Origin of the sequence: Aeromonas sp. CA23 (genome assembly GCF_002587065.1) — a bacterium.
Taxonomy (GTDB): domain Bacteria; phylum Pseudomonadota; class Gammaproteobacteria; order Enterobacterales; family Aeromonadaceae; genus Aeromonas; species Aeromonas bestiarum.
In genome coordinates this window covers 1,138,630-1,151,673 of sequence record NZ_CP023818.1, presented here as the reverse complement: position 1 = coordinate 1,151,673, position 13,044 = coordinate 1,138,630, and the positions used below count along the sequence as shown (strand labels likewise).

Genomic DNA, 13,044 nt, shown 5'->3' with positions numbered 1-13,044 from the left:
AATCATCATGAATAACGCGCTGAAAAATACCCGTATCGAGTTTCACATCCTCCAGTCTTTTCCCGTTACGTGTCTGAACCGTGATGATGTAGGAGCCCCCAAAACGGCCGTCGTAGGTGGCGTAACCCGCGCCAGGGTCAGCTCCCAATGCTGGAAGCGTCAGGTGCGTTTGGCCCTGCAAGAGTTTGGCGTCAAGCTGGGTATTCGTACCAAAAAGGTCGCCGAACTTGTCACCGAGCATTGCATCAAACTGGGTGCAGCACAGGAACCTGCCCAGCTGTGTGCAAGTAAGATAGCCGAGCTGCTGGCCGACGATACTTTGCTGTTTATCAGCCACAGTGAGGCCGAAGCCTTTGCTGGCTATGCCAAAGAGCAGCAGTTCGACGCAAGCAAGATCAAAGATAAAGAGCTGGCAAAGCTTGCTAAAAAAAGCCTCAACCCAGCCCTGGATGCGCTCGATATCGCTCTCTTTGGTCGCATGGTCGCCAAGGCAGCAGACATGAATGTCGAAGCAGCCGCCTCTTTCAGCCATGCCATCTCAACCCACAAGGTGGCCAATGAAGTGGAATTCTTCACTGCGCTCGATGATCGGCAAGAAGAACCCGGTTCGGCCCACATGGGGAGCCTGGAATTTAACTCCGCCACCTATTACCGCTATATCAGCCTGGATCTGGGTCAACTCACCGACACCATGGGTGGGAATGAACTCAATAAAGAACAGTTGAAACAGGCCATCGCCGCCTTTACCAAAGCGCTGTTTGTCGCGGTTCCCGCTGCTCGTCAGACTACCCAATCCGGCGCCAGTCCATGGGAGTTTGCCAAAGTGTTGGTTCGTAAGGGACAGCGCTTGCAGGTGCCATTTGATGAGCCAGTAAAAGCCGCTGGCCATGGCTTTTTACTCCCCAGCGTGGAAGCCCTCAAAGGCTATATCTCCAAGAAAGAGGCGCTCACCGGCAGCCTGTTTGGCAAGTTGGGAGATTACGAGTGGGGCGAAGACGAGACATTCAGTGTGGATCACCTGATCGCTAAGCTGCAAAGCCATGTGGAGTAAGTCATGAGTCAACCCTACCTGTTGCTATGGCTGGAGGGGCCGCTACAAAGCTGGGGACACGACTCCCGCTTTGGACGGCGTGAAACCCTGAACTTCCCGACCAAGTCCGGGGTCCTCGGGATAGTCTGCGCAGCAATGGGGGCTGGTGGCCCCCAAACATCCCTGCTCGCCCGATTTGCCGATCTCGATATGCAGGTCCACAGCTTTGCCCGTCGCCACAAGAACGGGGAGCTAGCGCCCCGCGAACCTTTGTTGCGCGATTTTCATATGGTGGGCAGTGGTTACGATGACAAGGACCCCTGGCAGAGTCTGCTGATCCCAAAAACCAGTGAAGGAAAGAAACCAAACGGAGCGGGCACAAAGATGACCTACCGCTACTACCTGCAAGATCAGGCGTTTGCCGTACTGCTCCAGGTCCCCGCTGACCTGTTAACCGAGGTCGCCCAGGCTTTGCAAAACCCGACCTGGGATCTCTCCCTTGGCAGGAAAACCTGCGTGCCCACCGAGTTCATCTTTCAGGGACAGTTTGCCAACCGGGATGACGCACAGACTGCAGCCCTCAATCTGGCCGAGCAGAAGCAACGAACCCGGGACTTTATGGTGATCCAGGGAGCCACTGAAGGGGGTGAGCTGCTGACATTAAACGATGTTCCGCTGCAATTTGGTCAGCATAAGCGTTATCGGGATCGGCAGGTGACGCTGATAAACGAGGGCTAAACCATGGGTGGTGGTCAGCGTCTATTCGTCAAGATCACCCGGGAGTCCCTGCCTCAGGTCAAGGATAAATACCCCTTTATCTACCTAGAGCGGGGGCGCCTCGAGATTGACGACAGCAGTCTAAAGTGGCTCGATGCCGAAGGCCAGGTCGTACGTCTGCCGGTAGCTACTCTCAATGCCATCTTGCTAGGCCCTGGCACCAGCCTGACTCACGAGGCAGTCAAGACTGCTGCGGCAGCCAACTGTGCTATCTGCTGGGTGGGGGAAGATAGTCTGCTCTTCTACGCGGCAGGTTTTTTACCCACCGCCAATACCCGCAACCTCAATCACCAGATGCGGCTAGCCTGCAATAAAAAGTCATCCCTCGAGGTAGCTCGCCGCATGTTTGCCTATCGCTTTCCCGATGCAGATCTGGCAGGTAAGAGCCTTAAGGAAATGATGGGCATGGAAGGTAGCCGGGTGCGCGCGCTCTATCAGCAAAAGGCCCAACAATATGGGGTCGGTTGGAAAGGGCGTCAGTATACTCCCGGTAAAATGGACCTCAGTGATACCACAAATCGGGTGCTGACCTCCGCTAACGCAGCTCTCTACGGCATCCTCTGCTCCGCACTCCATGCCATGGGCTACTCCCCCCATATGGGATTTATCCACTCGGGCAGCCCGCTGCCCTTTGTCTACGATCTGGCCGATCTCTACAAAGAGAGCCTCTGCATCGATCTTACCTTTTCACTAACGCGTGAGATGGCCGGTCGCTACGAGAAAGCGCTGGTCTCATCCCGCTTTCGGGAACGGGTGATAGAACAGGATTTGCTCGCACGTTTGGCACGGGATATTCCACAGTTATTGGGAGGGAATTGTGCTGATAGTGCTGGCAAATGATTTGCCACCGGCCGTACGAGGAAGAATGAAGCTCTGGTTTATCGAGCCGCGACCCAATGTCTTTGTCTCTGGCATTAAGGACTCAGTGGCTGACTCCGTTATCGAATACCTTTACCAACACTGCTCACCCGCAGCAGGGGTGGTGATATTCAAGAGCATCACCAAAACGCCTGGTTATCAGATCCGCACCATAGGGTCAGCGACCAAGACTCTCTGTGAGATAAGCGGCCTGCAGCTGGTGGTAGAAAAACTACTCAACCAGTAAGCCAACCACAATCTGTAGCTGGCTGGGCAAGATCTTTAACAATATATTGGTGTCTTCCCCACGCCCGTGGGGGTGTTTCTCCGGCAGGAGGATGTCCGTTCGGGTGACTTTTGTCTTCCCCACGCCCGTGGGGGTGTTTCTGTACACCGCCCATGCGAACGGCTGCGAAGCTAGTCTTCCCCACGCCCGTGGGGGTGTTTCCGGTGATGTCCTGCCGGTGTCGAGCATAGACCCGTCTTCCCCACGCCCGTGGGGGTGTTTCCCCATAATATTGTCCTCTAAGTGTTTTTAGGCCGTCTTCCCCACGCCCGTGGGGGTGTTTCCTGACCCTCGCGGACTGGTCCAAGCGGATAGGCGTCTTCCCCACGCCCGTGGGGGTGTTTCTTAGCCCGCCACGCGGCCAGAAATGCCCGCTGGGTCTTCCCCACGCCCGTGGGGGTGTTTCCTTCCCATCCCAGAAGAACCGGGCCGGCGTCTAGTCTTCCCCACGCCCGTGGGGGTGTTTCTCCTGGGGACGGTTGAGTTTAGTTACAGTGACAGTCTTCCCCACGCCCGTGGGGGTGTTTCCCGCATGGCCACGGCCAACGGATGGGAGCTGGAGTCTTCCCCACGCCCGTGGGGGTGTTTCTACCCATTCTGCCCCATGGTCTTCTTGACCTTGGTCTTCCCCACGCCCGTGGGGGTGTTTCCGGATGGTTCGAGCGCGGTGAGTTGCCGCCTGTGTCTTCCCCACGCCCGTGGGGGTGTTTCTAACTCAACTATAGGCGGGGATGGTTTTTCGAAGTCTTCCCCACGCCCGTGGGGGTGTTTCTATGAGATTTTGTTGACGGTGCACGATGAGGACGTCTTCCCCACGCCCGTGGGGGTGTTTCTTGCCAGGTCTACGCCAGATGGATAATGCCGAGGTCTTCCCCACGCCCGTGGGGGTGTTTCTAGCCAAGCGGTACCATTGGTAAACTGCCCAGCGTCTTCCCCACGCCCGTGGGGGTGTTTCCGTCAGTGACGAGATCAAGTGGCGCGACTTCTTGTCTTCCCCACGCCCGTGGGGGTGTTTCCGATTACGGCCGCTCGTTCCTGCGGATGTGTCGGTCTTCCCCACGCCCGTGGGGGTGTTTCCGGCATCTACACCGTGACCACGGCCGGATCTTCGTCTTCCCCACGCCCGTGGGGGTGTTTCCTACGTCTCTCGCTTCAGGGATGGATCCGTTGGGTCTTCCCCACGCCCGTGGGGGTGTTTCTCCACCCATCAGCATCCGGCGCTGGGTAAAGGTGTCTTCCCCACGCCCGTGGGGGTGTTTCTGGCCAGCTAAAGCTGTATCGGTATGATGGCGAGTCTTCCCCACGCCCGTGGGGGTGTTTCTGGCCAGCTAAAGCTGTATCGGTATGATGGCGAGTCTTCCCCACGCCCGTGGGGGTGTTTCTTCGTATGGGTGGCAACCCTAGCCGCTGGGGTCGTCTTCCCCACGCCCGTGGGGGTGTTTCCAACGTAGGGACTCTGGTCGACCGCAACCTCTAGTCTTCCCCACGCCCGTGGGGGTGTTTCCCACATCATTCGGCTGCCACAGCATGCATCGAGGTCTTCCCCACGCCCGTGGGGGTGTTTCCGTGATGTGCTCAGCCGGGTACACAGGGGTAAAGTCTTCCCCACGCCCGTGGGGGTGCTTCTGATACTCCCAGTTACGTGTCAGATGCCATCCTGTCTTCCCCACGCCCGCGGGGGTGTTTCCAACGCCAGCTACTACGGCGCCTATGTGGATCGGTCTTCCCCACGCCCGTGGGGGTGTGTCTAACGGCAGCATCCGCACCGGCGTACTGCTGAGGTCTTCCCCACGCCCGTGGGGGTGTTTCCTGGGGTGTGCAGAAGGCCTATCCCCGCGTCTGGTCTTCCCCACGCCCGTGGGGGTGTTTCTGCCTTGAGTACGCAGCGGAGGATAACTGATGGATCTTCCCCACGCCCGTGGGGGTGTTTCCATCATTCCCATTGTCGGAGAGGCAGAGGGCGCGTCTTCCCCACGCCCGTGGGGGTGTTTCCAAAGAGTTCGACATTAACACTGGCGAGACATGGTCTTCCCCACGCCCGTGGGAGTGTTACTACGCTACGGATAAATTCGGAGCAGTAGCATCTCTGCAGTAGCGGTAGAGTGGTCTTAGCTAACTACGAAGAAAATCTATTTTCCGACTTCAATCGACAACAATAGGGATTTAAATAAGATGGTGGTTCACCCCGCTGATGTACATAAAAAACGCTCGCGCCGCCTACGCAAAAAACTACACGTTGGCGAGTTTCAGGTGTTTGGCTTTGCCATTACCTTCACCATCAACAGGCAGCTGAAAAATTTTGACGATGCCCTGGATGGCTGGATAGATTACGTTGAATCGCAAAGCTGGTGCTTTGGCGGCGGTGGTTCTGTATTGGACAATGAGATCGAAGGCTATCTCTGCCGATATGATCGTGGCTCGCTGACCGAATCAGACCGGGATCTGGTCGCCTACTGGTTGGCCGAACAATCCTGGGTCACTGCGCACTATCTCGGCCCGCTGAGCGATGTCTGGTATGGCCCTTGGGAATATAACTCCATAGCCGATCCATCGACTGGCCAAGAGGCCATTCATCAGAGAAAAACAATTGCTACAAATAAAACCGGAGTCTACTTTCCCCACGAGGTGGTAGGACTGCAAATCGAGCAAGGTTTTTCACTACTGGCAGCCTGGCGCTGTTACCGTGGTCTGAGTCAGGTAGAATTGGCTGGCAAGTTGGGAGTTTCATTGACTGAACTGGTGGCAATAGAACAACCAGACCATAGATTCACCCCCCAGCAGGTCACTCAGCTGGTTAGCGTCCTCAACATTCAGGTCGAACATCTGCTCGGCTAGGTGAAAAATGTTCAGCCCCAATCATGCTCGAATTAAAGGTATCAAAATTGGTATCATGGACACATAACCCACAACTCAGCACACATACAATTAATTGATTTTAAAAGAAAAATTAATTTGTAACTACATTCAGATCCAGAACATAGAGTAATGGATGCAAGAAGCCCGTCAACGACGGGCTTCTACTCAATGCCTGCACCACACTACCCTTGGCTTGAGCCAGATCGGATTTTCATTCCTGGCCGACAGCATCTGACTCGCTTGTGCGGTATGCTGTCATGCTGATGCTCAACAACGACCTCTATTGAGGCCTGCCTTATGAAATACCTTGTAGTACAAACCAAACAGATAGGGGATGTGCTGATCTCCACCGCGCTGTGCAACAACCTCAAGCAGAACGATCCAACCGGGGAAGTTCACTATCTGGTCATGGATTATTGCGCGGGTATGGCGCAAGGCAATCCCAATATCGATCGACTCCTCATCATAGAGAAAGCCAGGCGCAACGACTGGCGCTACATGAAAGACCTGCTGCTGGCTATCCGCCGCGAACACTATGACGTGGTGGTCAACAGCCAGGGCCAGATGATAGGCCTGCTGACCTGCCTCTTCTCCGGTGCCAGGTTGCGGATAGGATTTGACTCCTTCCCCTGGCGGCTCGGCCACAACCGCATAGTGCGCTTTCGCAAAGACACCGAATTCCAGGGCAACAGTACCCTGATCGACGACCGCTTCTCGCTGCTCAAGCCGCTCAAACTGGCCAAAGAAGATCGCAACTACCATCTCTGGCTGAGCGAAGAGGAGAAACAGCAGGGACGGGAAACCTTGCAGGCGGCCGGCGTCGATCTCGCACGGCCCTTGATCGCCATGGGCGTCAACTCGCTGGGGCACTACAAGCGCTGGCCCATCGACTGCTTCGCCCAGGTTGCCCAATGGCTCATCGAACAGCACAACGCCCAGATCCTGATCTACTGCGGGCCGGGGGAAGAGGAGTACAACCGCAGTCTCAAGCCGCTGCTGCCTGCCGTTTTGCAGGGCAGCGTGTTTGATCAGGTCAAGACCCGCTCGGTACGGGAACTGGTGGGGCTGTTTGCTCATTGCCAGCTGTTTGTCGGCAACGACACGGGCCCCCGCCACATGGCCCAGGCCATAGACCTGCCCCTGCTGACCATAGTGGCCCCCGGCGGCGACAAGATCATCGCCAATCCGGTCAACCACCCCCGCTATCAGGCCATCGATATCTTCGATGCCAAGGGATCCGACTTCCAGCTGCCGCAAAATGCGGAGAAAGACTTCATCGATGACACCCTGTTGCGCGCCATCACACCCGAGCTGGTGATTGCCCGACTGACAGCGCTGCCTGATTGGCAAGCAGCCACTGTCTGAATAGCCGGTCGAACTCGGTCAGGTTGAGAGAGTTGATGTCCTGTTCGCGGAGATTCTCCGAGAACAGGACGGTCGCTGACGGGGAGTTGGGATGCCACTCCAGGAAATTCTCGTTGCCACCCCCTATATCCGGGTTGTAGAGACCCAGAATGGGTTGCTCCAGCCCGGCCGCGATATGTATGGTCGCCGTGTCCACCGAGATGAGGCCCTGACTCTGACGCAACTGGGCAAACAGGCCCGCCAGCGAGGGTGCATCGGGTGACAATACCATGCGCTCCGGTCGGCTCAAGCCGGCCCGGATCACCGCGACTTCAGCCTCCATGCCCGGTGGATATAGCAGGCAGATGGCAAATGGGCAGGCGTCCAGCATCCTCTCCAGCATCTGCCGGATCAGCTCAGGCTTCAGACGGCGGGAACTGCCACTACCATAAGGGTTGAAGCAGAGCACGACATCATCTGGCCACCAGCTCGCAACCGACGCTTCCTGACCCAAAGCGGGGATGATGTAGCGCCGATCCGGGTCTGCCACCCCGAGTCGATTCAACAGCAGGGCAAACTTGTCGGAGAAGTGCATGCCGCTGGACGCGGCTCCCAGCTTGAGGTTGATGGCCTGCAGGGCATCGTCCATGCCGGCGACCCAATCTGCCCTGACCTGGCTGATGAAAAAGATATCCTTCATCTTCAACATCTTGCCAAAGTGAACCAGGCAACCGACCTCCCCCAGTGACAGTGCCAGCCGCCTGAGTTGACAATAACCGGGGCGCTTGGGCACCTCGATGACCCTATCCATGTCGAAATGATCGCGAAACAGGGGAGCCATGGCTGCCGTTGTCACGATCCACACCTCACGCTCCGGGTTGACCCGCTTTAGTTCGCGGGCCACCCAGGACGAGACGATCGCATCGCCCAGTTTGGCATCCCAGCGCAGCAGGACGACTTTTCCCTCGCTCTCCCTGGTGGGTTCAGGCCGTTTTCGATCAAACAGGAACCGTCCCATCTTGCGGCGAAGAATGTCACGTTTGAGTTGCAGGTCGTTGATTAATGACATGAATCCACCAGGATGGCCGTTGAATTGGGAAGGTATGATAACAGTCTGACGCGACTAGAGCGCCATCAAGGCATCGACCTGACGGCTGATCTCGACAGGCGAAAGGGCGGAAAGGTTGTCCGTGGTCGATCTCAGAATGATATTGCGGCCAGAGAGTGGAATAAAGGCATCGCGCCAGGACTCGTTGTTCATCAACACCAGGGTGGGCACCCCGAACGAAGACGAGATATGGATGATGGAGGTATCGGTCGAGATGACACCCTGCGCATCCTTGATAATCTTTGCCGCATCGAGAATGGTGTCGGGAAACAGGGCTGTCATGTCCTGCCGTTGGCATGCCAAAGGGCGCCTGGAGAAGACCAGATAGGAAACCCCAGCATACACAGGCAATTGAGCCAGAATGCCGTTGATTTGCTCATCCGCCATCGAATTGCCCACCTGACTGCCGGTCAGATTGACCAGCAGATAACGCCCATAGCCACTGGTATCCAGCTGTTCATTGCAGGGCGATGGTATGGTGACCGGCACGTCCGTTTGATCCCCCGCCACGCTGAGCATGCGATAAACGAAGTGATCCCGGATAGGGCGTGACGGCACTATGGTGGCCTTTTCGTTGAACAACGGCAGCAACTTCTGCTGCTGTTCGCTCTTGAAGCGCAGGGGCAATGACTGCAATCGACCATTGGCCAGCAACAGCAGCTTGGCCATGGCGATATCGTCGGGCTCATCGAACAGGTTGATGACCACGTCATAGTGGCGTTGCCTGAGCTCGCGCAGTTTGCACCACATGCCCGCTGGCCACAGGGTGTCGTTCAGGGTGATCACATGGCATTGATCAATACCGGGCACAGATGCCGCCAGCAGCGCGTTGCGCTGGCTGCACACGAGGTCAAATCGGGCGGCTGGATACAGGCGCCTGAGCTGCGCAATGGCGGGCAATGACAGAATGAAGTCGCCGATGGCGTCATAACCGACCAGCAGCACGCTTGCCACTTCTGTTCCGACGGGGCTCGGGATGGCAGCAGGCTGGCTGCCAATGACCCACTTGGCGATGGAATGGGTAAGCAACTTTTTGAAATTCATAGATTATCCAGCATGTATGGCCCCACTTCGCCGACCAGGACAGCAGGGGTGTTTACTGACCCCAATCCCGGCCAGGACAACCCGCCTATTCCAGATAGTGGCCGTAAGCCCGATCATCAATCGTGGTGGTAAAGAGATCCACATCCAGGCAACAGGGCTCAACACCGGAGGCAGCCAGGCCATTAAGCTGCAGGCGACCAGTCAGATAATCGGCAGGCATGCGCAGCGGATAAGCACACTGCAATAATTTCTTCGCCCCTGCCAGGGTCAGAACATACCCTGCGGTCGACAGGATCCCTCTCCTGGAGGTGCGACTCGGTGTCAGATATCTGGCAAGCCGATAACCGCCCGGCAAGGAGGAAAGAATTGGCCAGCGCTTGGCTTTGCCATGATGCAGGAAGACGATCTCCGAATGGCAGGAGTGCACTATCGTCTCGATGATCGCCTTGCTGTGCATGTGCAGGTAAATGTCATCTTCCAACACCACGCAGCGATCAATTCCCTCGGCGACTATGCGCTCATAAACACGGATATGGCTCATGGCACAGCCAATCTCACCAAAACTCAGCTCATGGCCACACACTTCTTTGGCCAGCTCCAAGTCAACCTTGGCAAGTTCCGCGCTGCTCAATGCTTTCCCATCGGTCGCATCTACGAACTCGAAATTGATGCCAAGATGCGCCATCTGCTGTACAACCATCGCCCGCCGCTCAACGCTGCGAGCCAAACTGATGACAAAAACCGGAATCATGACGTACAGGTATCCTTTTCAAACTCATGGGCAAACCAGATGAAAACCAGGCTGAGCGTATACAAATAGAGCACCCCTTGATGTTCAAACGGAACATCGCTTAGCGAATTAATCGCAAACGCCAGAGGCACCAGTACCCCTGCAGAAATCCTGTTTATATTTTTCGCGGCAAAATAGAGCGGCAGGCCAAGAAATATCACCAGTGCAACAAATCCGATGCTGCCTCGAACTACCAGGTTCTGCATATATTGATTATGCGAGTGGACCAACGCCGGATGAAATATCAGGGGAGATATCTGATGATTATTGACCTGGGTTTGTTTCAATGCGTCGAAGCCATCCGTGCCCACGCCTGCCACAGGCGAATCCAAAAAACCCAGCCAGGCACTCTGCCAGGCAATGACACGCAGACCCCACGATGAATCGTACGAGCCCTTTTCTGCCGAATTGATATCCGAGACCGCCTCCGCGACCCGAACCTGAACCAGCTGATTGGTATGATAAATGGCACCCGTCGTGGCCGTACACAATATGGCTACCGCAACGTATTTCCACGGCTTGAAATAGGCCTTGTAACAGATGACGTAGGCGAGGATCACTCCGAATGCGAGCCAGACCCCCCGGCTCTGGGAGAGATAAAGCGCAAACAGGGCCGCAATCAGACCAACCAGAGCCCCCCTCCTAAACCATCCAGATAGCCGTCTCTGCTGAAAGACAAACCAGTTGAGAATTGCCAGCGTCAGCGCCGCCTGCGAGAAGAGAATCGCGTTGGTAAAGCCTTCCACCCTGGCAATGCCGTGCTGGTATTGCCAGATGCTGAGGATGCCTAATCCCATCCCGCCCAGCACGATGGCCAGATAACCCAGCATCAACAGGATCGGCTTGCGCGGCATCATCAGCGCAAAGACGACGACATAAAACAGCCCGCGCATGACCCCGTATTGATCACCGTGGATCAACCGGTTTGCGAAGATCATGGTGGCATAGACCAGCAGTCCCCAGAGAATGCGACGGTCTTTGAGCCCGACATCCCGTTGTTTGCCGACAAAGTAATTCAACAAACCGAATATGCCGGTCACGGCCAGCAGATTGGATTGAATGCTCTGGCCGGCAGGAGCCAGAAACAAGCCGCAAAAGGAAAACAGGATGGTCAGCGCAAACAGGGCTGCGGTTGTTCTATCGAGCAATGCAAGGCTTCTGCTGAGCATCAATCAAGATTTCCTGAAGACATAGTTACCCCGGATTTTGCGCCATAGGCCAAAAACATCGGTACGAGGGAAAATGGCGATACGGCGGATCCGGAAAGGGTCCTGGTGCATGGCTCTGGGACCACTGTTGGTCGCCACGGCAAAACGGTAGCCTGCGGCCTGCGCCTGCTCCTTGGCGCTCTCATCCATATCCCCATAAGGGTAGGCGAACGACAGCAGAGAGTGACCAAGCAAGGCCTCAAGTTGCCGTTTATTTTCTCTTATTTCATGAGCTTGCTGCTCGGGCGCAAGTTTGCTCAACCTGGGGTGGGTCAGGGTATGCCCGCCGATCTCCACATGACCGGAGGCCGTCAGCGCCTTGAGCTGCTCGCCATTCATCAGGTCAACCCGGGTGTCCGGATTGCTCGCATGCTCCACGTCCCAGCGGTTATAACCTTCTCCCGTGACCACGTATACCACGGCTTTGTAACCATATTTTTCCAGCAGCGGCAGCATGCGGGTCAGGTTGTCCTGATAGCCGTCATCGGCGGTGATCATCAGATACTTCTTGCCGTATTGCAGGCGGTGAATGAAGCCCTTGTCCGCCAAGTCGCGGAAGGTCAGAGTTTCATAACCCAACCATTTCATTAAACGAAGATGCTTCTCGAACATGGCGATCGGCATCCAGGTGCCGTGCACTCCCTTCTCGCTGTCATGCTCGATAAAGCGGTGGTACATGATGACAGGCATCTCGCGGCGCAGGGTCTCTACCACCGCATCCTGATAGATGGATTCCAGCCCGGAGACCACCCCTTGCAAGCCATACTCATCCTGAATGCGCTGGCGAATGGCCTCAGGCACACTCTTGCTGGCTAACGCGGGTGCTATCTGTGTCTTCAAGGCGGTGAAGTCGATCGCCAGATCCTGGGGGCCTATGTCGCCGAAGTTGCTGGCCAGCGCCTCGGCCAGATTCTGTTCGGTCACCAGACCAATCGCCTTGGCCTCGCCGATGGCAAACGCGGGACGCCCGCACAGCAGCGCTTCCATCGCCACCCGGCCTGCACCGATCACCAGATCACATCCCGCCAGCAAGGCAGGGACATCATCCACATAACCGACGAAATCGACCCGGTCCTGAAAACGGTGGAAACGCTCGGGCAGCTGGCTACCGCTCACCACCCGAACCTGACAGGCATCCAGATCCAGCACCTCGTCCAGCAGGCGATAGCAGAGCTCGCCCTTGGGCCCGCTCAACCGGCCAATGATGGCGATCACCGGCCTGGCGTTGTGCGGGGCCGGCACTGGCTGAAACTTGTCAGTCTCGATGCCGTTGCGCAGCACCTGCACTATGGCCGGATCCACCCCCAGATTATCGATGATCTGGTGGGCAATATCCTCGCAGACGGCCACGGCCCTGAACCCGAGGGCATGGAAAACCTTGCGGGAGGCGTGTACCGGCTGACGGCCATGAACCGTGGTGATCATCGGCGTACCGGTCAGCTTGCAGGCCACATAGCTGCTCCAGCCGGAGGCTCGGGAGTGCGCATGCACTAGCTGGATGTGATGCTTCTTGATGAGGTAGATGAGATAAAACACATGCCAGAAGCGGCGCAGTATGCTGCGCTTGTTGAAACGCAGCTTGAACACCGCACCCTGAGTGGGCTTGGTCAGCGTGTCTGAAACGTAAAAGACATTGTGACCACGCCGGGTCAATTCGTTACCGACCGTGGTGGCATAGACCTCAGCTCCCGTCACTTCGAGCTGGGAGAGTGCCATCAATATGTTCATCGCGCGGTTACCCGG

Annotated in this window: 11 protein-coding genes and 1 CRISPR repeat array; of the genes, 6 read left to right on the top strand and 5 right to left on the bottom strand. The window is 56.5% G+C overall.

Translation table 11 applies throughout. From position 1 onward, the window contains the following. The first annotated feature begins 7 nt into the window (after positions 1-7). The 6 genes from cas7e (at position 8) to CK910_RS05370 (ending at position 7,172) form a co-directional block, all read left to right on the top strand. The gene (cas7e, locus tag CK910_RS05395; protein ID WP_098981402.1) at positions 8-1,051 is read left to right on the top strand and encodes a type I-E CRISPR-associated protein Cas7/Cse4/CasC; all 1,044 of its coding nucleotides are present in this window, start codon (positions 8-10) and stop codon (positions 1,049-1,051) included. A gap of 3 nt (positions 1,052-1,054) precedes the next feature. Next, the gene (gene cas5e / locus CK910_RS05390; protein WP_098981400.1) at positions 1,055-1,768 is read left to right on the top strand and encodes a type I-E CRISPR-associated protein Cas5/CasD; all 714 of its coding nucleotides are present in this window, start codon (positions 1,055-1,057) and stop codon (positions 1,766-1,768) included. A 3-nt stretch (positions 1,769-1,771) separates the two neighbouring features. Next, positions 1,772-2,647 (top strand): type I-E CRISPR-associated endonuclease Cas1e, encoded by an 876-nt coding sequence (gene cas1e / locus CK910_RS05385; protein ID WP_098981397.1) that lies wholly within the window; start codon positions 1,772-1,774, stop codon positions 2,645-2,647. Positions 2,648-2,672: 25 nt separating this feature from the next. Then, the gene (cas2e, locus tag CK910_RS05380; protein WP_253852824.1) at positions 2,673-2,912 is read left to right on the top strand and encodes a type I-E CRISPR-associated endoribonuclease Cas2e; all 240 of its coding nucleotides are present in this window, start codon (positions 2,673-2,675) and stop codon (positions 2,910-2,912) included. A gap of 51 nt (positions 2,913-2,963) precedes the next feature. Then, positions 2,964-5,004: a CRISPR direct-repeat array (repeat unit 28 nt; unit sequence GTCTTCCCCACGCCCGTGGGGGTGTTTC). Positions 5,005-5,123: 119 nt separating this feature from the next. Beyond that, entirely contained in the window at positions 5,124-5,786 is a 663-nt protein-coding gene (locus tag CK910_RS05375) for a 50S ribosome-binding protein YggL (RefSeq protein WP_098981392.1), read from the top strand. 318 nt (positions 5,787-6,104) lie between these two features. Next, the gene (locus tag CK910_RS05370; RefSeq protein WP_098981390.1) at positions 6,105-7,172 is read left to right on the top strand and encodes a glycosyltransferase family 9 protein; all 1,068 of its coding nucleotides are present in this window, start codon (positions 6,105-6,107) and stop codon (positions 7,170-7,172) included. Here the strand turns inward: CK910_RS05370 and CK910_RS05365 are convergent. The 5 genes from CK910_RS05365 to CK910_RS05345 all read right to left on the bottom strand — a co-directional run bounded on the left by CK910_RS05365 (position 7,108) and on the right by CK910_RS05345 (position 13,029). Beyond that, a complete protein-coding gene (locus tag CK910_RS05365; protein ID WP_098981387.1) occupies positions 7,108-8,220 on the bottom strand; it encodes a glycosyltransferase family 9 protein in 1,113 nt (370 codons plus the stop codon). The genes CK910_RS05370 and CK910_RS05365 overlap by 65 nt on opposite strands. 54 nt (positions 8,221-8,274) lie before the next feature. Beyond that, a complete protein-coding gene (locus CK910_RS05360; RefSeq protein ID WP_172955243.1) occupies positions 8,275-9,303 on the bottom strand; it encodes a glycosyltransferase family 9 protein in 1,029 nt (342 codons plus the stop codon). A gap of 85 nt (positions 9,304-9,388) precedes the next feature. Then, the gene (locus tag CK910_RS05355) at positions 9,389-10,054 is read right to left on the bottom strand and encodes a glycosyltransferase family 25 protein (RefSeq protein WP_098981384.1); all 666 of its coding nucleotides are present in this window, start codon (positions 10,052-10,054) and stop codon (positions 9,389-9,391) included. Then, complete coding sequence (locus CK910_RS05350) at positions 10,051-11,265, bottom strand: O-antigen ligase family protein (RefSeq protein WP_098981382.1); 1,215 nt, start codon at positions 11,263-11,265, stop codon at positions 10,051-10,053. The genes CK910_RS05355 and CK910_RS05350 overlap by 4 nt, the downstream gene beginning before the upstream one ends. Further along, entirely contained in the window at positions 11,266-13,029 is a 1,764-nt protein-coding gene (locus CK910_RS05345; RefSeq protein WP_172955242.1) for a polysaccharide deacetylase family protein, read from the bottom strand. Between the last annotated feature and the right edge of the window lie 15 nt (positions 13,030-13,044).